14 protein-coding genes are annotated in these 18,861 nt (G+C 72.5%); 10 read left to right on the plus strand and 4 right to left on the minus strand.

The window, feature by feature from the left end; genetic code table 11:
• Positions 1 to 38: 38 nt before the first annotated feature.
• The 5 genes from ACH4SE_RS19800 (at position 39) to tuf (ending at position 8,563) form a co-directional block, all read left to right on the plus strand.
• On the plus strand, positions 39 to 3,938 hold the full coding sequence (locus ACH4SE_RS19800; RefSeq protein ID WP_398544703.1) for a DNA-directed RNA polymerase subunit beta': 3,900 nt from the start codon (positions 39 to 41) through the stop codon (positions 3,936 to 3,938).
• A gap of 338 nt (positions 3,939 to 4,276) precedes the next feature.
• Positions 4,277 to 4,648 (plus strand): 30S ribosomal protein S12, encoded by a 372-nt coding sequence (gene rpsL / locus ACH4SE_RS19805; protein WP_031519741.1) that lies wholly within the window; start codon positions 4,277 to 4,279, stop codon positions 4,646 to 4,648.
• Positions 4,649 to 4,650: 2 nt separating this feature from the next.
• Complete coding sequence (rpsG, locus tag ACH4SE_RS19810; RefSeq protein ID WP_031519738.1) at positions 4,651 to 5,121, plus strand: 30S ribosomal protein S7; 471 nt, start codon at positions 4,651 to 4,653, stop codon at positions 5,119 to 5,121.
• Between the two features lie 39 nt (positions 5,122 to 5,160).
• Positions 5,161 to 7,287 carry an elongation factor G gene (gene fusA / locus ACH4SE_RS19815; protein ID WP_398544704.1) on the plus strand — a complete coding sequence of 709 codons (2,127 nt, stop codon included), beginning with the start codon at positions 5,161 to 5,163 and terminating at the stop codon, positions 7,285 to 7,287.
• Between the two features lie 82 nt (positions 7,288 to 7,369).
• Positions 7,370 to 8,563, plus strand: coding sequence for an elongation factor Tu (gene tuf / locus ACH4SE_RS19820; RefSeq protein ID WP_398544705.1), 1,194 nt, complete (start codon positions 7,370 to 7,372; stop codon positions 8,561 to 8,563).
• Between the two features lie 237 nt (positions 8,564 to 8,800).
• On the opposite strand, the gene ACH4SE_RS19825 is transcribed toward tuf, so the two are convergent.
• Together ACH4SE_RS19825 and ACH4SE_RS19830 are read right to left on the minus strand one after the other, a co-directional pair.
• Positions 8,801 to 10,837: a hypothetical protein gene (locus ACH4SE_RS19825; protein WP_398544706.1), complete on the minus strand. Its 2,037-nt coding sequence runs from the start codon at positions 10,835 to 10,837 to the stop codon at positions 8,801 to 8,803.
• Positions 10,834 to 11,541, minus strand: a complete 708-nt coding sequence (locus ACH4SE_RS19830; RefSeq protein ID WP_398544707.1) for an ABC transporter ATP-binding protein — start codon at positions 11,539 to 11,541, stop codon at positions 10,834 to 10,836. Before ACH4SE_RS19830 ends, ACH4SE_RS19825 begins: the two co-directional genes overlap by 4 nt.
• Before the next feature lie 238 nt (positions 11,542 to 11,779).
• On the opposite strand from ACH4SE_RS19830, the gene ACH4SE_RS19835 reads away from it, so the two are divergent.
• A complete protein-coding gene (locus ACH4SE_RS19835; RefSeq protein ID WP_398544708.1) occupies positions 11,780 to 13,036 on the plus strand; it encodes a GDSL-type esterase/lipase family protein in 1,257 nt (418 codons plus the stop codon).
• Positions 13,037 to 13,152: 116 nt separating this feature from the next.
• A complete protein-coding gene (locus ACH4SE_RS19840; protein ID WP_398544709.1) occupies positions 13,153 to 13,560 on the plus strand; it encodes a hypothetical protein in 408 nt (135 codons plus the stop codon).
• Positions 13,561 to 13,704: 144 nt separating this feature from the next.
• On the opposite strand, the gene ACH4SE_RS19845 is transcribed toward ACH4SE_RS19840, so the two are convergent.
• Positions 13,705 to 13,962: a hypothetical protein gene (locus tag ACH4SE_RS19845; RefSeq protein ID WP_398544710.1), complete on the minus strand. Its 258-nt coding sequence runs from the start codon at positions 13,960 to 13,962 to the stop codon at positions 13,705 to 13,707.
• A gap of 106 nt (positions 13,963 to 14,068) precedes the next feature.
• Here ACH4SE_RS19845 and ACH4SE_RS19850 point away from each other — a divergent pair, with 106 nt between their 5' ends.
• The 3 genes from ACH4SE_RS19850 (at position 14,069) to ACH4SE_RS19860 (ending at position 16,716) form a co-directional block, all read left to right on the plus strand.
• Complete coding sequence (locus tag ACH4SE_RS19850; RefSeq protein WP_398544711.1) at positions 14,069 to 14,416, plus strand: ArsR/SmtB family transcription factor; 348 nt, start codon at positions 14,069 to 14,071, stop codon at positions 14,414 to 14,416.
• A 226-nt stretch (positions 14,417 to 14,642) separates the two neighbouring features.
• Entirely contained in the window at positions 14,643 to 15,446 is an 804-nt protein-coding gene (locus ACH4SE_RS19855) for an alpha/beta fold hydrolase (RefSeq protein WP_398544712.1), read from the plus strand.
• A 103-nt stretch (positions 15,447 to 15,549) separates the two neighbouring features.
• Positions 15,550 to 16,716 carry a tetratricopeptide repeat protein gene (locus tag ACH4SE_RS19860; RefSeq protein WP_398544713.1) on the plus strand — a complete coding sequence of 389 codons (1,167 nt, stop codon included), beginning with the start codon at positions 15,550 to 15,552 and terminating at the stop codon, positions 16,714 to 16,716.
• 74 nt (positions 16,717 to 16,790) lie between these two features.
• Here ACH4SE_RS19860 and ACH4SE_RS19865 read toward each other — a convergent pair whose 3' ends face one another.
• On the minus strand, positions 16,791 to 18,836 hold the full coding sequence (locus ACH4SE_RS19865; protein ID WP_398544714.1) for a hypothetical protein: 2,046 nt from the start codon (positions 18,834 to 18,836) through the stop codon (positions 16,791 to 16,793).
• Positions 18,837 to 18,861 lie beyond the last annotated feature (25 nt).

The raw sequence follows: 18,861 nt of genomic DNA on the forward strand, positions 1-18,861 counted from the left end.
CCATTTGAGAATCAACCCTGAGAGGGATTGACGACACAGTGCTCGACGTCAACTTCTTCGACGAGCTGCGGATCGGCCTGGCCACCGCGGACGACATCCGGACCTGGTCGCACGGCGAGGTCAAGAAGCCCGAGACCATCAACTACCGCACCCTCAAGCCGGAAAAGGACGGGCTCTTCTGCGAGAAGATCTTCGGCCCCACCCGGGACTGGGAGTGCTACTGCGGCAAGTACAAGCGCGTGCGCTTCAAGGGCATCATCTGCGAGCGCTGCGGCGTGGAGGTCACCCGCGCCAAGGTGCGCCGCGAGCGCATGGGCCACATCGAGCTGGCCGCGCCCGTCACGCACATCTGGTACTTCAAGGGTGTCCCGTCGCGCCTGGGCTACCTGCTCGACCTCGCCCCGAAGGACCTGGAGAAGGTCATCTACTTCGCGGCGTACATGATCACGTGGGTCGACGACGAGCGCCGCACCCGCGACCTGCCGTCGCTGGAGGCCCAGGTCTCCGTCGAGCGGCAGCAGATCGAGCAGCGCCGTGACGCCGACGTCGAGGGCCGGCAGAAGAAGCTGGAAGCCGACCTCGGCGAGCTGGAGAACGAGGGCGCCAAGGCCGACGTCCGCCGCAAGGTCCGCGAGGGCGCCGAGCGCGAGATGAAGCAGCTGCGCGACCGCGCGCAGCGCGAGATCGACCGCCTCGACGAGGTGTGGGCCCGCTTCAAGAACCTCAAGGTCCAGGACCTGGAGGGCGACGAGCTGCTCTACCGCGAGCTGCGCGACCGCTTCGGCACGTACTTCCAGGGCTCGATGGGTGCCGCGGCGCTGCAGAAGCGCCTGGAGTCCTTCGACCTGGAGGAGGAGGCCGAGCGCCTCCGCGAGATCATCCGCACCGGCAAGGGCCAGAAGAAGACCCGTGCGCTCAAGCGCCTCAAGGTCGTCTCCGCCTTCCTGCAGACCACCAACAAGCCCAACGGCATGGTGCTGGACTGCGTCCCGGTGATCCCGCCGGACCTGCGCCCGATGGTGCAGCTGGACGGTGGCCGCTTCGCGACCTCCGACCTGAACGACCTGTACCGCCGCGTCATCAACCGCAACAACCGCCTGAAGCGGCTTCTCGACCTCGGCGCGCCCGAGATCATCGTGAACAACGAGAAGCGCATGCTCCAGGAGGCCGTGGACGCGCTCTTCGACAACGGCCGCCGCGGCCGCCCGGTCACGGGCCCCGGCAACCGCCCGCTGAAGTCGCTGTCCGACATGCTCAAGGGCAAGCAGGGCCGCTTCCGGCAGAACCTGCTCGGCAAGCGCGTCGACTACTCCGCCCGTTCGGTGATCGTCGTCGGCCCGCAGCTCAAGCTGCACCAGTGCGGCCTGCCCAAGGCCATGGCGCTGGAGCTCTTCAAGCCGTTCGTGATGAAGCGCCTGGTGGACCTCAACCACGCGCAGAACATCAAGTCGGCCAAGCGCATGGTCGAGCGCGGCCGTACGGTCGTGTACGACGTGCTGGAAGAGGTCATCGCCGAGCACCCGGTGCTGCTCAACCGCGCGCCGACGCTGCACCGCCTCGGCATCCAGGCCTTCGAGCCGCAGCTGGTCGAGGGCAAGGCGATCCAGATCCACCCGCTGGTCTGCACCGCCTTCAACGCGGACTTCGACGGCGACCAGATGGCCGTGCACCTGCCGCTGTCCGCGGAGGCGCAGGCCGAGGCCCGCATCCTGATGCTGTCCTCGAACAACATCCTCAAGCCCGCCGACGGCCGCCCGGTCACCATGCCGACCCAGGACATGGTGCTCGGTCTGTTCTTCCTGACCACGGACTCCGAGGAGCGCACGATCGTCGGAGAGGGCCGGGCCTTCGGCTCGACCGCCGAGGCGATCATGGCGTTCGACAACCGCGAGCTGTCGATGCAGGCGCCGGTGGACATCCGCTTCCCGGTGGGCACCGTCCCGCCGCGCGGCTGGACCCCGCCGGAGCCGGTCGAGGGCGAGCAGCCGTACCAGGTCGGTGACAGCTTCCGGCTGCGCACCACGCTGGGCCGGGCGCTGTTCAACGAGCTGCTGCCCGAGGACTACCCGTTCGTGGACTACGCGGTCGGCAAGAAGCAGCTCTCGGAGATCGTCAACGACCTCGCCGAGCGCTACCCGAAGGTCATCGTGGCGGCGACGCTCGACAACCTGAAGGCGGCCGGCTTCCACTGGGCCACCCGTTCCGGCGTCACCGTCGCCGTCACCGACATCGTCGTGCCGGAGGCGAAGAAGGCGATCATCGCCGAGTACGAGGCCAAGGACGAGAAGGTCCAGAAGCAGTACGAGCGCGGTCTGATCACCAAGCAGGAGCGGTCGGACGAGCTGATCGGGATCTGGAACAACGCCACCAACGACGTTGCCCAGGCGATGCGGGAGAACTTCCCGAGGACCAACCCGATCTTCATGATGGTCGACTCCGGCGCCCGCGGAAACATGATGCAGATGCGTCAGATCGCGGGTATGCGAGGCCTGGTCTCCAACGCCAAGAACGAGACCATCCCGCGGCCGATCAAGGCGTCCTTCCGTGAGGGCCTGTCCGTGCTGGAGTACTTCATCTCCACCCACGGTGCCCGCAAGGGTCTGGCCGACACCGCGCTGCGTACCGCCGACTCGGGTTACCTGACCCGTCGTCTGGTGGACGTCTCGCAGGACGTCATCATCCGCGAGGAGGACTGCGGCACCGAGCGCGGTCTGAAGCTGCGGATCGCCGAGCGCGGCGCCGACGGCGTCCTGCGCAAGGCGGACGACGTCGAGACCAGCGTGTACGCGCGCATGCTCTCCGAGGACGTGGTGGTGGACGGCAAGGTCGTCGCGCCCGCCAACGTCGACCTCGGCGACGTGCTCATCGACCAGCTGGTGCGGCTCGGCGTCGAGGAGGTCAAGGTCCGCTCGATCCTGACCTGCGAGTCGGCCGTCGGCACCTGCGCCTACTGCTACGGGCGCTCGCTGGCCACCGGCAAGCTGGTGGACATCGGCGAGGCGGTCGGCATCATCGCCGCCCAGTCGATCGGTGAGCCCGGCACCCAGCTGACGATGCGTACCTTCCACACCGGTGGTGTGGCCGGTGACGACATCACCCAGGGTCTGCCGCGTGTCGTCGAGCTCTTCGAGGCCCGTGTGCCCAAGGGTGTCGCCCCGATCTCCGAGGCGGCCGGCCGGGTGCGCATCGAGGAGACCGAGAAGACCAAGAAGCTGGTCGTCACGCCGGACGACGGCTCCGACGAGCTGGCGTACCCGATCTCCAAGCGCGTCAAGCTCATGGTGGGCGAGGGCGACCACGTCGAGGTCGGCCAGAAGCTCACCTACGGTGCCACCAACCCGCACGACGTGCTGCGCATCCTGGGCCAGCGCCAGGTGCAGATCCACCTGGTGGCCGAGGTCCAGAAGGTCTACAACTCGCAGGGCGTGTCGATCCACGACAAGCACATCGAGATCATCATCCGGCAGATGCTGCGCCGCGTGACGATCATCGAGTCCGGCGACGCCGAGCTGCTGCCCGGCGAGCTGGTCGAGCGCGGCCGGTTCGAGCAGGAGAACCGGCGGGTCGTGTCCGAGGGCGGTCACCCGGCCTCGGGGCGTCCGCAGCTCATGGGTATCACCAAGGCGTCGCTGGCCACCGAGTCGTGGCTGTCGGCGGCGTCCTTCCAGGAGACGACCCGGGTGCTGACGGACGCGGCGATCCACGCGAAGTCGGACTCGCTGCTGGGTCTGAAGGAGAACGTCATCATCGGCAAGCTCATCCCGGCCGGTACGGGCCTGTCCCGTTACCGCAACATCCGGGTGGAGCCGACCGAGGAGGCCAAGGCCGCGATGTACTCGGCCGTCGGCTACGACGACATCGACTACAGCCCCTTCGGCTCCGGCTCCGGCCAGGCCGTCCCGCTGGAGGACTACGACTACGGCCCGTACAACGGCTGAGCCGCAGGTCCGCGCAGGCAACGGAGCGGCCGTCCCCCTCGGGGGCGGCCGCTCCGCGGCCTTTTCCGGTGGGGCCGCTGAGCTGGCGGAATCCGGACGGTATGCATGTGTTTTGACCGCGGCCGATGCGGTAGGTACGCTCTGACCTTGTGCCTGGGGTGTGCCCGGGTTCTTGCGCGTGCCATGCGACCGTGCAAGAAGCCCGAGGCGGTGGCGCCCGACGATACGTACCTCCCCGCCTTTTCCGGGGGATGTGCAGGGTCCGCGACACACCCGACCGCGTGGGTCGGAGCCCAGGTTAGTTTCATCGAGATCGGCACAGAGAAACCGGAGATACGGTGCCTACGATCCAGCAGCTGGTCCGCAAGGGCCGGCAGGACAAGGTCGACAAGAACAAGACGCCCGCGCTGAAGGGTTCCCCGCAGCGCCGTGGCGTCTGCACGCGTGTGTACACGACCACCCCGAAGAAGCCGAACTCGGCACTCCGTAAGGTCGCACGTGTGCGCCTTACCAGTGGTATCGAGGTCACCGCTTACATCCCGGGTGAGGGCCACAACCTGCAGGAGCACTCGATCGTGCTCGTGCGTGGCGGTCGTGTGAAGGACCTGCCGGGTGTTCGCTACAAGATCATCCGTGGTTCCCTCGACACGCAGGGCGTCAAGAACCGTAAGCAGGCGCGCAGCCGCTACGGCGCCAAGAAGGAGAAGTAAGAATGCCTCGTAAGGGCCCCGCCCCGAAGCGCCCGGTCATCATCGACCCGGTTTACGGCTCCCCGCTGGTGACGTCCCTCGTCAACAAGATCCTCCTGCACGGGAAGCGCTCCACCGCCGAGCGCATCGTGTACGGCGCTCTCGAGGGCCTGCGCGAGAAGGCCGGGGTCGACCCGGTCATCACGCTCAAGCGCGCCCTGGAGAACATCAAGCCGACCCTGGAGGTCAAGTCCCGCCGCGTCGGTGGCGCGACCTACCAGGTCCCGGTCGAGGTCCGCCCGGGCCGGCAGAACACCCTGGCGCTGCGCTGGCTGGTCGGGTACTCCCGCGCCCGCCGCGAGAAGACCATGACCGAGCGGCTCATGAACGAGATCCTCGACGCCAGCAACGGCCTCGGGGCGTCCGTGAAGCGTCGCGAGGACACGCACAAGATGGCCGAGTCCAACAAGGCCTTCGCGCACTACCGCTGGTAGTCGCTACCCCCATCGAGAACCGAGAGAAGACTGAGCCACATGGCCACCACTTCACTTGACCTGGCCAGGGTCCGCAACATCGGGATCATGGCCCACATCGACGCGGGCAAGACGACCACCACCGAGCGGATCCTGTTCTACACCGGTGTCTCCTACAAGATCGGTGAGGTCCACGACGGCGCCGCCACCATGGACTGGATGGAGCAGGAGCAGGAGCGCGGCATCACCATCACGTCCGCCGCGACGACCTGTCACTGGCCGCTCGACGAGGTCGACCACACCATCAACATCATCGACACCCCCGGGCACGTCGACTTCACGGTCGAGGTGGAGCGTTCGCTCCGCGTCCTCGACGGTGCCGTCACCGTGTTCGACGGTGTCGCCGGTGTGGAGCCCCAGTCCGAGACGGTGTGGCGGCAGGCCGACCGCTACGGCGTTCCCCGCATCTGCTTCGTCAACAAGCTCGACCGCACCGGCGCCGAGTTCCACCGCTGCGTCGACATGATCGTGGACCGCCTCGGCGCGACCCCGATCGTCATGCAGCTGCCGATCGGCGCCGAGGCCGACTTCAAGGGCGTGGTCGACCTCGTCCAGATGAAGGCCCTCGTGTGGTCCGCCGAGGCGACCAAGGGCGAGATGTACGACGTCGTCGACATCCCGGCCACGCACACCGAGGCCGCCGAGGAGTGGCACGGCAAGCTGCTGGAGACCGTCGCCGAGAACGACGAAGAGATGATGGAGCTGTACCTGGAGGGCACCGAGCCCACCGTGGAGCAGCTGTACGCGGCGATCCGCCGTATCACCATCAACTCCGGCAAGGGCGGCGACACCACCGTCACCCCGGTGTTCTGCGGTACCGCGTTCAAGAACAAGGGTGTGCAGCCGCTGCTCGACGCCGTCGTGCGCTACCTGCCCTCCCCCCTGGACGTCGAGGCCATCGAGGGCCACGACGTCAAGGACGCCGAGGTCGTCGTCAAGCGCAAGCCGTCCGACGAGGAGCCGCTGGCCGCCCTCGCGTTCAAGATCATGAGCGACCCGCACCTGGGCAAGCTCACCTTCGTCCGGGTCTACTCGGGCCGCCTGGAGTCCGGTTCGGCCGTGCTGAACCCGGTGAAGGGCAAGAAGGAGCGGATCGGCAAGATCTACCGGATGCACGCCAACAAGCGTGAGGAGATCGACTCGGTGGGTGCTGGCGACATCGTCGCCGTCATGGGTCTGAAGCAGACCACCACCGGTGAGACCCTCTGCGACGACAAGGCGCCGGTGATCCTGGAGTCCATGGACTTCCCGGCGCCGGTCATCCAGGTCGCGATCGAGCCCAAGTCCAAGGGCGACCAGGAGAAGCTGGGTGTCGCCATCCAGCGTCTCGCGGAGGAGGACCCCTCCTTCCAGGTCCACTCGGACGAGGAGACCGGCCAGACCATCATCGGCGGTATGGGCGAGCTGCACCTCGAGGTGCTGGTCGACCGTATGAAGCGCGAGTTCAAGGTCGAGGCCAACGTCGGCAAGCCGCAGGTCGCGTACCGCGAGACCATCCGCAAGGCGGTCGAGCGGGTCGACTACACCCACAAGAAGCAGACCGGTGGTACCGGTCAGTTCGCGAAGGTGCAGATCGGCATCGAGCCCATCGAGGGCGGCGACGCGTCGTACGAGTTCGTCAACCAGGTCACCGGTGGCCGCATCCCCCGCGAGTACATCCCGTCGGTGGACGCCGGTTGCCAGGAGGCCATGAAGTTCGGCATCCTCGCCGGCTACGAGATGGTGGGCGTCCGCGTCATCCTGATCGACGGTGGCTACCACGAGGTCGACTCCTCCGAGCTGGCGTTCAAGATCGCCGGTTCGCAGGCCTTCAAGGAGGCCGCGCGCAAGGCCAGCCCCGTACTCCTCGAACCGATGATGGCCGTCGAGGTCACCACCCCCGAGGACTACATGGGCGACGTGATCGGCGACCTCAACTCCCGCCGTGGCCAGATCCAGGCCATGGAGGAGCGCAGCGGTGCCCGGGTCGTCAAGGGCCTGGTCCCGCTGTCGGAGATGTTCGGCTACGTCGGTGACCTGCGGTCGAAGACCTCGGGCCGGGCCAGCTACTCCATGCAGTTCGACTCCTACGCCGAGGTTCCGCGGAACGTCGCCGAGGAGATCATCGCGAAGGCCAAGGGCGAATAACTCGCTCTAGGCTTGCAATCCAGCAAAGATCACCTGGCGCCGATGAAGCAAGGCGTACAGATCCACCCCCAGGAGGAACCCAGTGGCGAAGGCGAAGTTCGAGCGGACTAAGCCGCACGTCAACATCGGCACCATCGGTCACATCGACCACGGTAAGACGACCCTTACCGCGGCGATCACCAAGGTGCTGCACGACGCGTACCCGGACCTGAACGAGGCCTCGGCCTTCGACCAGATCGACAAGGCTCCCGAGGAGCGCCAGCGCGGTATCACCATCTCCATCGCGCACGTCGAGTACCAGACCGAGTCGCGCCACTACGCCCACGTCGACTGCCCGGGTCACGCGGACTACATCAAGAACATGATCACCGGTGCCGCCCAGATGGACGGCGCGATCCTGGTGGTCGCCGCGACCGACGGCCCGATGCCGCAGACCAAGGAGCACGTGCTCCTGGCCCGCCAGGTCGGCGTCCCGTACATCGTCGTCGCCCTGAACAAGGCCGACATGGTGGACGACGAGGAGATCCTCGAGCTCGTCGAGCTCGAGGTCCGCGAGCTGCTCTCCGAGTACGAGTTCCCGGGTGACGACCTGCCGGTCGTCCGGGTCTCCGCGCTCAAGGCCCTCGAGGGCGACAAGGAGTGGGGCGAGAAGCTGCTCGGCCTGATGCAGGCCGTCGACGAGGCGATCCCGACCCCCGAGCGTGACGTCGACAAGCCGTTCCTGATGCCGATCGAGGACGTCTTCACGATCACCGGTCGTGGCACCGTCGTCACCGGCCGTATCGAGCGCGGTGTCCTCAAGGTCAACGAGACCGTGGACATCATCGGTATCAAGCAGGAGAAGACCAGCACCACGGTCACCGGCATCGAGATGTTCCGCAAGCTGCTCGACGAGGGCCAGGCCGGTGAGAACGTCGGTCTGCTGCTCCGCGGCATCAAGCGCGAGGACGTCGAGCGCGGCCAGGTCATCATCAAGCCGGGTTCGGTCACGCCGCACACCGAGTTCGAGGCGCAGGCGTACATCCTGTCGAAGGACGAGGGTGGCCGTCACACCCCGTTCTTCAACAACTACCGTCCGCAGTTCTACTTCCGGACCACCGACGTGACCGGCGTCGTGACCCTCCCCGAGGGCACCGAGATGGTCATGCCGGGCGACAACACCTCCATGAGCGTCCAGCTGATCCAGCCGGTCGCCATGGAGGAGGGCCTGAAGTTCGCCATCCGTGAGGGTGGCCGGACGGTCGGCGCCGGCCAGGTCACGAAGATCGTCAAGTAGTCTCCGACGCTTCTTCGTGAGCTACGGCTCACCTCACGAAGGTCCCGCACCCCTCGGGGGGTGCGGGACCTTCGTGCGTAGGGCGGGCCCCCGGGGGGACGGGGGGAGCCGCGCGGGCGACCACCCGTGGTCCGGTGGTCCGCAGCGGACTGCCCCGCCGGGGTGGCCGCGGAGTGCGGCGCGGCCTCGGCTGCGCTGGTCCCCGCGGGGATCGCCCCGCGCCGCAGGGGCGAGCCGCTACCGGAAGAGGCGGTCCGCCGCGCGCCCGGCGAGGAGGGCCAGAGCCAGGGCGAGGCCCAGCGCGACGACCACGGCCTGGGCCGGTGGCCCGGCGAGGGCCAGGGTGAGCCCCCCGCACGCCAGCAGCGGGCCCGCGGCGTACCAGGCCAGGTAGATGAGCGGCCCCGGATCACCCGCGGGCGTCGCGAGCCCCAGGAAGAGCAGCTGCGTACGGGCCGGCCCGCGCGCCGCGGACACCAGCGCCCCCGCGGCCGCCGCCGGCGCGCACGCGGGCAGCAGCACCAGTGCGGAGGGATGCCCCGCGGCGGCGTACGGCACGGCGGCGAGCAGCCCCAGCCCCGCCCCGAGGACCGCCGGCACCACACCGTGCAGCAGCATCACCCGGCGGAAGCGGTACGGCGCCCAGGCGGCCCGCCGTACGTCGTCGGTCTCCAGCCGCGCGGGCTCCGCGAGCGTCCCCACGGCGAGGTATCCGGCGAGCAGCCCGAGCACGAGCCCCACCCAGCGCCGCTCGCCGCCCAGCTCGGCCCCGGCACCCGCGGCGAGCGCCCCGCACGCGGTCCAGACGGCGGCCTTCCCGAGCCGTCCCGGCGTGCGCAGCAGCGTCAGCAGGTCCCGCCAGGGCACGAGCAGATGCCGTCCGAGGCGTCCGCGGGGCGGGCGCAGGCGCAGCGTGCGGACGGCCGGGCCGCCCCCGTCCGCGGCCATGATCGCGAGCTTGGCGGCGCGCAGCTCCAGGGACCAGGCCACGGCGGAGACGGCCGCGGCGGTCGCCGCCCGCTCCCGGAGCCGGGCGGTGGGCACGCGACCGGCGTCCCGGTGGGCGGCGAGCAGCGCCGCGGCGGTCGCGGCCGCGAGCAGCGCGACGGCGGCGGGCCAGCCCGGCGCCCGCCCCCCGACGGCGTGCACGACCGGCTGCCCGGCCCAGCCCCACGGCCCGCTCCACAGCTCCGCCTGCTCGACCGCGGGGGAACGGTGCCCCTTCGCCGCGAGGGCGGCCTGCGCGGCGAGCGCGCCGAGCAGCAGTACGGCGGGCGCCGTCCACCGCCGCACGGCCCGGCCCCACGCGGGCCGCCGCTCCACCGCCGTCCCCAGCGCGACCGCGAGCAGCGGCAGGCACACGGCGCCGGGCAGGACGGCGAGCAGCGCGCCGCCGAGCGAGGCGAGCCGCGTGACGTCCAGGACGGCGGCGCAGCAGAGCCCGGCGAGCAGCCCCGCGACGGGTGCGAGCCCCGCGGTGAGCCAGAACCACGGGCGCAGGACGCGCTCACGCCGGACCGGCTGCGCCAGCAGCCACCCCGCGGTCGGCCCCGGCACGACCACCGGCCCGCGCCACAGCGCGTCCCGCGCGGCGAGCACCCCGAGCGCGAGGGCCCCGAAGGCGGCGAGCGCGGGCATCGCCCCCCGCAGTTCCCGGGCGAGCGCGCCGTGCGCGCCACCGTCGTCGAGCCCGCGCAGGAAGCTCACGGCGAAGCTGCTGCCGTACCCGGCGAGGGCGATGACGACGGTGTACGCGGCGACCGCCATCTCCCGCCCCCTGGCCCGCCGCCGCGCCCGCCGCCTGCCCCGCAGCCACGCCATGACCTCGGCGGTGCGGTCGTCCTCGGCCTCCGACCAGGCCTCGTCGCCGAGCTCGCCGGATTCCTCCGCCGGGTGGTCGCCGGGCTCGTCCGCCAGGGGGTCGCCGGGCTCGTCCGCCGGGTGGTCGCTGGGCTCCTTGGCCGGGGTGCCGGGCTCCTGCGCCGGGAGGGCGCGGGCCTCCTCCGTCGAGTGGTCGCTGGTCTTCTCCGACGGGTGGGCGCCCGCGGTGTCGGATGTGGGGGCCGGGGCGGTCTCCGCCCGGTCGGCCGCGGCGGCGCCGGGTCCGGCACCGTTCGGGCTCCCGGGTCCGTCCGCCTGGCCGGCCGGGGCGGGGTCCGTGCCGTGGCCGGGTGCGGGTGCGGGGACGGGCGGTCCCGGGGTGCGGGGGGACGGTGGGGTGCCCGGCGTGCGGGGGCGGGCGTCGCCGACACCCGGGCGCGGCTCCTTCCTCATGCGCGGACGCCCAGCTCGCGCAGGACGGCCGCGGGCGGGCCGTCCGCGATGACGCGGCCGTCCTCCAGGGCGAGCAACCGGTCGGCGACGGCTTCCGCCAGGTCCGGCTGGTGGGTCGCGAGCAGGACGGCGACCCCGTCCTCCTTCTCCGCGACCAGCAGCTCCGCGAGCCGGACGCGGGCGGCGGGGTCGAGCCGCTGCTCGGGCTCGTCGAGGATGAGCAGCTCGCGCGGACGCACCAGGGCGGCGGCCAGCATGAGGGACTGCAACTGCCCGGAGGACAGGGAGCCGGGCAGCGCGCGGGCGTGGTCGGCGAGGCGCCGGTCGGCGAGCACCTGGTCGATCCAGGCGTCGGCGTCGTCCACGGCGTGCGCGATCGTGACCAGTTCCAGGTGCTCGCGCACGGTGAGGTCGGGGTAGCACGCGGCGGCGTCCCCGACGACCGCGACCCGCGCGCGTACCTCCGGATCGTCCTCCCGTACCGTCCGCCCGGCGAACAGCGCGTCGCCGCGGGTGGGCGTGTCCCGGCCGGCCGCGATCCGCAGCAGCGTCGACTTCCCGGAGCCGTTGCGCCCGTAGAGCGCCACGCACTCCCCGCGGCCGACCTCCAGGTCCAGCGGCTCCAGCGCCCGCCGCTCCCCGTACGTCCGGCCAACCTTCCGCAGCCGCAGCAGCGCCCCGCCGCCACCGCCCGTCGCGCGCATGGCGCCTCCGTACGGGTGAAGTGATTCGTGTCCGCCCGACCCTAGTACGGCCGCGCCGCGGACCCGCGGCCCGTACCCCGCGTGCACGCTGGACGTTCGACGGAGTTCGACGGGGGAGGGTGCCCGACCGGCCGCGCGCCCGTCCACGCACGTGTCTTGACGGTGGCCGTTCCGCGTCGGTACGCCTATGGGAGCGCTCCCACGCAGCGCGCTCCCCCCTCCCGGAAGGACACCGGACATGTCCCGCGAACTCCCGCTCACCCGGCCCGCATGGCGGGCGCCGAGATTACTGCTCGCCCTGCTGCTGCTCGCGCTCGGCGCCCTCGCCGCGGTGGGCGGCGCACGCCCGGCGTCGGCCTCCATGCCCGCCGCCGCACCTGCCGCCGCCACGGCGCCCGTGCGGGTGATGCCGCTCGGCGACTCGATCACCGGCTCGCCCGGCTGCTGGCGGGCCCTCCTCTGGAACCAGCTCCAGGCCGCCGGCTACACCGACATCGACTTCGTCGGCACGCTCCCGCCGCAGGGCTGCGGGGTCGCCTACGACGGCGACAACGAGGGCCACGGCGGCATCCTCGCCACCAACATCGCCAACCAGAACCAGCTGCCGCCGTGGCTCGCCGCCACCTCGCCGGACGTCGTGCTCATGCACCTCGGCACCAACGACGTCTGGAGCAACATCCCGCCCGCCCAGATCCTCGCCGCCTTCACGACGATGGTCGGCCAGATGCGGGCGAGCAACCCCGCCATGCAGGTGCTCGTCGCGCAGATCCTGCCGATGAACCCCGCCAACTGCGCGGAGTGCGCGCAGCGCGTCGTCGCCTTCAACGCGGCGATCCCGGCGTGGGCGAAGTCCGTCAGCACGGCGCAGTCGCCGGTGACCGTCGTCGACCAGTGGACCGGCTTCGACGACGCGACGGACACGGCGGACGGCGTCCACCCGAACGACGCGGGCATCGCGAAGATGGCCGCGCGCTGGTACCCGCCGCTGGCGGCGCTGCTGGCGAAGGACGGGGGGACGGCGGGCGGTACGTCGACCGGTACCTCCACCGGCACGTCGGCGGGTACCTCCACCGGCACGTCGACGGGTACCTCCACCGGCACGTCGACGGGCACGTCCACCGGCACCTCCACCGGTACGTCGACGGGCACCTCCACCGGCACCTCCACCGGCACCTCCACCGGCACGACGACCGGCGGCACCGGCGGCAAGGACTGCTCCGCCGCGCTCACCGTCAGCAACTCCTGGCAGGGCGGCTACCAGGCGTCCGTCACCGTCACCGCGCTGCGCGCCGTCACGAGCTGGACGGTCACGCTCACCGGCGTCACCGTCAGCCAGGGCTGGGGCGGGGGCTTCACGGTCAACCCCGACGGCTCGGTGACCGTCCACAGCGAGTCGTGGAACGGCAACCTCGGCGCGGGCGCGTCCACCAGCTTCGGCTTCCTCGCCACGAGCAGCCCGAGCCCGGCCCCGGCCGCCACCTGCGCCACGCCCTGACGGGTTTCCCCGCGCGGGGGCGTTGGCGGGCTGTTGGCGGCGCGTTGGCGCCCTCGCGCAGGATCGGGTCCGACGCCGGTGACGAGCCGGCGGCCTGATCGGAGAAGCGGGGAGACATGACGAAGACGATGAGCGCAGTGCGCAGAGCCGCCGTGGTGGTGGGCACGATGGCCGGTGCGGCGGCGCTGGTCCTGGGGAGCAGCGGGGCCGCGTCCGCCGAGACGGCGCGCAACGCCGTCTGGAGCGGCAACTGCCACGCCACGATGATGACCGAGTACAACTCGCTCGTCGGCTGGCAGGTCCGCAACCTGGTGGACAACTACGGCAGCGTGTCCTGCTCGGGCTGGATGGACTGGGCGCCCGAGGGCGACACCGGCCACTTCTACGGCCTCCAGAACCGCATCTGGCTCAACGCCGGCCAGTCCCTGGAGAGCGGCTACCTGCCCGACAACAGCCCGGCCCTGACCCGGGTGTGCGTCCAGGCCGCCAACGACGGGACGGCGCGCTGCTCGTCCTGGTGGTAGCCGGACCACCACCGGGGCGGCGCGCGCTGCCCGCCCCGGTGGTGCAGTGGGGGAATGCGTGACGGGCCGCGGCGAACTGACCACTCGCCGCGGCCCGTTGCCGTGCCCGGGTCCGTCACGGGCGCCCGCCGTGTCCCGGCGCCCTCACACCGGCTTGTGCGCGAACAGGTCCAGGTGGCCGCACGAGGTGCAGCGGAACGCCTCGATCTGCCAGCGCTGCTTGCCCATGCGCCGCGCACCGCCGAATATGCCGCGTTCCAGCGGGCCGGCGATCCAGCGGGCGTAGCCCTTCGACCCCTCGCCGGAGTCCTCGATGAAGCCGGGCTCCAGCGCGGTGCCGCCGCAACTGCTGCATTTCGCGGACCGGCCTGCCGCCGGCACGTCCCCCGTGTAGGTGTCCATGACGCCCGATGGTCGCGGAACGCCCGCCCTACCGGCAAGGCGCATACGCGGTCCACCGCGTCATTCGGCACGTGCACCTCATTCCCTGCCCGTGCAGGAGGAGCTTATGGAGACCACGAATCTGACCGGCGACGACCTGGTGAAGGTGCTGGCGACGCTCGCCAGCCCGCAACGGATCCGCGTCCTGGCGGCCCTCTCGGCAGGGCCGACCTACGTGAGCCAGCTGGCCCGCGACCTGGGGATCAGCAGGGCACTGCTCCAGGTGCACCTCAAGCGCCTGGAGACGGCCGGCCTGGTCGCGGCGCGGATCGAGGTGTCCGACGACGGCAAGGCGATGAAGTTCTACGCGGTCGCGCCCTTCGACCTGCACCTGACGCTGCGGGAGCTGACCGCGGCGGCCCGCACCCTTCCGGACGCCGCGGAGCACGGCGGGAGCGCGCGGAAGGAGGCGTGAACCGCATGCCCGGCCGGCTCGCCGAAGCGGCCGTCGTCCTGGCGGCGCCCGGCGCCGTGCGTCACGGCCGTCCGGCAGCCCGGCGCGCACCTGCGGGCGGGGGCGGGGACGCGGGCGGAGCAGCCCGGCGGAGGCCCGGGCGGGCCGGGCCTCCGGACGGCTCCGCGGCTTCGGCGCACCGGCTTTTTCGGTGGCGGGCGGTCCGCGCGGCTGCGAGCATCCCGGCATGCTCAGTCTGCCGCCCGAGGAGGGCGCCCTCCGCTACGTCGTCGAGGGCCCGCCGTCCGGCGCCGCCCCCGCGGCCCTGCCCGTCGTCCTCGTCCACGACGGACTGACCGACCACCACGTGTGGGACGAGGTCGCGCCCGCACTGGCCGCCGACCGTACGGTCGTCCGCTACGACCTGCGCGGCTTCGGCCAGTCCCCGCCGCCGGACGGCCCCTTCGAGGAGGTCGCCGACCTCACGGCGCTGCTCGACCACCTGGGCCTCGCGCGGGTGGCCCTGGCGGGCGTGTCGTGGGGCGGGCGGATCGCGATCGAGTTCGCGCTGACCCACCCGGAGCGGGTGGGCCTTCTCGCCGCCTTCTCGCCGCCCTGGCCCGGCTTCGACCGCTCGCCCGAGCTGCGCGCCTACGACACGGCCGAGGCGGCGGCGCTGGCGGCGGGCGACCTCGACGCGGCGGTCGAGCTCAACCTCGCCATGTGGCTGCGCGGCCCCGCCCGTCCCTGGTCCGCCGTCCCGCCCGCCCTGACCGCGCGCGTCCGCGGCCCCCTCCGCACCGCCCTGACCCACCAGCCCGCGGTCGAGGCCCACTCCCGGCCGGGCACCTCCCTGCCCGTCACGGCCCTGACGGCACCGGCGCTGATCGGCACCGGAGGCCTCGACACCCCCGATTTCGTGTCGATGGCCCACCGCTACGCCACCGCGATCCCCGCCGCGACGCTCATCCCCTTCCCGGCCGCCGGCCACCTCGTCCCGCTGGAGGCCCCGGCCGCGGTGGTCACGGCACTGCGGGACGGGGGCTTCTAGGGGCGCGGTGGTCGCGGCACTGCGGGACGGGGACTTCTAGGGGCGAGTGACGGACCCCGCCGCTACGATGGCCGCCGCTGAGGGAGAGGGCTGGGGGGCCGACGTGGCATCACTGGCAGGGCGCGGCCTGTGGCCGCGGCGACGGCGGCCGGGCGAGGACGCCGAGCTGAAGGACGTCAGGGCGCTGATCGGCACGGGGGAGCTGGCGGAGGCCGGCCACCGGCTGAGGCATCTGCTGGCGGTGCGTCAGGGCGTGCGGAAGCCGGATCCCGGCAGGGTCACGCCGGTGCAGTCGATGCTGTGGACGGTCGAGCTGGCCCTGGGCCGGTTCGAGGAGGCCCTGCAGATCGTCGACGCCGCCCGCTCCGCGGCCGAGTCGAGCCGGCGGCCGCCCGTCACCAGGGTGATGGCCCTGCGCAGTATGGCCGCGACCACTCATCTCCTGGCCGGCCGGTTCGCGCCGGCCGAGGCGGAGCTGGCGGAGGTCGCGAGGATCTACGGGACGTGTTCCGCGCCGAAACCGGCCACGGTGAAGGCGTATTTCGCCAGCCGCGCCGTGTCCTGCCGGCTGCTGAGCAACCAGGCGCGCTTCGACGCGTCCGCCGCCGCCGCGGACGAACTCCTTCCGCGGGCGGTCATGGTGCTGGGCGCGCAGAGCCCGCTGGTCTACCGCATCGTCCTGCAGCGTGCGTACGCCCTGGCCATGCTGGGCCGCTACGAGCAGGCGGAGTCGGTGTGCCGGTCGGTGCTGGCGGTGCGGCCCGGGGCGGTCCCGGAGGTCGAACGCACCGACAGCGCCTGCGGACTGGCCTACTGCCTCGTCGAGACCGGTCGCGCCCGCGAGGCGGAAACGGTCCTGCGCGAACTGCTGGCCTCGTGCGAGCGGGACAGGCCGGTGAGCCACGTCGCGTCGGTCCTGCGCCGTGAACTGGCCAACGCGCTCTCGCGGCAGAGCCGGTTCGAGGAGGCGCTCGCCCTCGTCGACGTCCCGCCGTCCGGGGCGCAGCTGCACGCGCCCGGCGAGCGCCAGTTCCAGCGCGCGGTGGCCCTGCTCGGCCTCGGCCGCCGGGAGGAGGCCGAAGCGGCGGCCGAGCAGGCGCTCGCAGCGGCCCGCACCGCCCTCGCACCCGCCCATGTCAGCGTCCTGGAGATCCGTACGGTCCTGGCCCGTGTCCGTGACACTCCCGGGGAGTGGGCGGCCGTCACCGCCGACTGGCTCACCCACTACGGCCCCGACCACCCGCGCACCCGCGCCGCCGCGGCCCACTAGCGCCCGCCCGGTCCGGCGCCGCGTGCGCGCCGCACGGGCTCGCCGGGGCCGGGGCCTCCGGCCGGCGGAGGCGGTCAGCCGGTCGCCAGCAGACGGCGGGACAGCTCGCGGAGCTGGAGGTCGGGGTGGGGCTCCTCCGCCGTGGAGGGGCCGAGAAGGCGGTGCGGGGAGGTGGCGAAGTCCGTGAGCGCGGGGTGGAGCACGGGCGGGACGGGCCCCATCGTGGCGAGGGCCTTCAGGGCCTTCAGGCCGGTCGGGGTGGCCGACACGGCCGCGGTCAGGACGGGGGTGGCGCGGGCCGGGTCGGCGGTGAGCCGGAAGGCCGCCTCGGCCGCGGCGACGCGCGTCGGCTCGTAGGGCTCCCGCAGCAGGGCCTCGACCTGGGGGAGGAGGCGGGACGCCGCCGGGCCCAGGGATTCCAGGAGGGGCAGGTGCAGGGGGGCCTCGCCCGGGGAGGCCAGGAGCGGGGCCAGGACGTTCAGGGCGGCGGTGGGATCGCCGGTGAGCTGGGAGTAGGCGACGGCCGCGGTGGCCCGCACGCGGGTGTCCCGGTGGTGCAGGGCCATCCGCAGCAGGCCCAGGATCTCGGGCGAGCCCACGCCCGCGCCGCCCAGCGCCCGTGCCGTCGTGAGCACCGCGCGGTCCGTGCGCAGGCACTCCGTCAGCTCCTCCTCGGCCTCGCGCACCGCCGCCGGGCCGAGCGCGGCCAGCGCCTCGACGAGGGTGACGGCGTCGCCGCCCCAGAGCTTCGGCGCGGCCAGTTCGCGGCGCAGCACCGGTACGAGCCGGGCGGACCGCGCCGGGAAGTGCAGCGCCGCCGCCCGCAGCGCCGCGGGCTGCGCACGCTCAGGGAGCAGGTCGAGGGCGCGCGGGTCGCGGGCGCGGACGAGGGCGAGCAGCGCCTCCCGCGCGGGCAGGTCCTCCGTGCCGGACGCGTGGGCGTTCAGCGCGTCGCGCAGCCGTTCGCCGGGCTCGGGGTCCAGCGCGACCCACCGGGTGATCGCCCCGATCCGGTTCGCCAGCTCCCCGGGGTGCGTCGCATGCGGCAGCGCGTCGAGGGTGAGGGCCAGGAAGGCGGGCTCGTGGTCCCGCCACGCGTGGAGGACGGCTTCGGCGAGGCCGGTGCCGCGCCGCTCCTCGTCGCCGTCCGCGATCCACCGGGCGGCGACTTCGAAGGCGGCGTCCGGGTCCGCCACGAGGAGGTCGCCGAGGGCCCTGACCTGCGTCCCGGGCAGCCGGGTGCCCGGCCAGGGGAAGTCCGCCACAGGCCCGTCGCCGGGGGAGGCGCCGGGGGCGCCGCCGTCCTCGTACGAGCCGGGCGCGTCGTCGGCGTCCTCCGCCTCCTCGGCGTACGGGGTGCCGTACGGCCGGGCGGTCGCCTCCGCCCACAGGTCCGCGAGGTCGTCGTCGGCGGAGTCGTCCTCCCCGTACACCTCGCCCTCCCCGTACACCTCGTCGTCCTCGTACTCCTGCTCCGGCTCGGCCTCCGCGAAGACCCGCACCACCTCCGGTGCGTACGGCGGGCCCGAGGCCAGGGCCGTCAGGATGGCCGCCGCCAGGCGTATCGGGGGCTCCGGGCTGTCCAGCGGGAGGTCGTCGGTGCGGCCCAGCAGCGCGCGCAGCGCCATCGCGTCGGCGCGGACGGACACCGCCGGGTCGCCGGCGTGGAGGGTGCCGGCCTCGGCGAGGACGGCCTCCCGTACGCCCGGGTCCAGCAGGTCGGCGACCGCGGCGGGCAGCCGCAGGGCCGCGCGGCGGACACCGGCGGCGGCGTCGTGCAGGCAGGGCAGCAGCGCCGGGACCTCGCGGGCGACGGCCGCGCGGAGGGCGGCGTCCTCCTCCGGCTCGGCCAGGAGGGCCAGCAGCATCAGCACATCGTCCCGCCGGCGGCTCGGCGAGTGGAGGGCGGCGTGCGCGAGGAAGGGCACGGCCTGGGCGGCGGACGACGCGTACACGGAGGTGTCCCCCTGGAAGACGCCGTGCAGCTCGAACAGCGCCTCGTTCGCGGCCTCCTCGTCCGCGTACAGCGCCCTGAGCATGCCCGGCAGGTCGTCGGCGCCGCCGTACGCGTGCGTGAGGTCCTGCCACCGGACGCGGTCCAGTTCGTGCGGCGGGCGCATGACACGGCTCCTCTCGTCGCCTCCC

Origin of the sequence: Streptomyces sp. NPDC020983 (assembly GCF_044333485.1) — a bacterium.
Classification (GTDB): domain Bacteria; phylum Actinomycetota; class Actinomycetes; order Streptomycetales; family Streptomycetaceae; genus Actinacidiphila.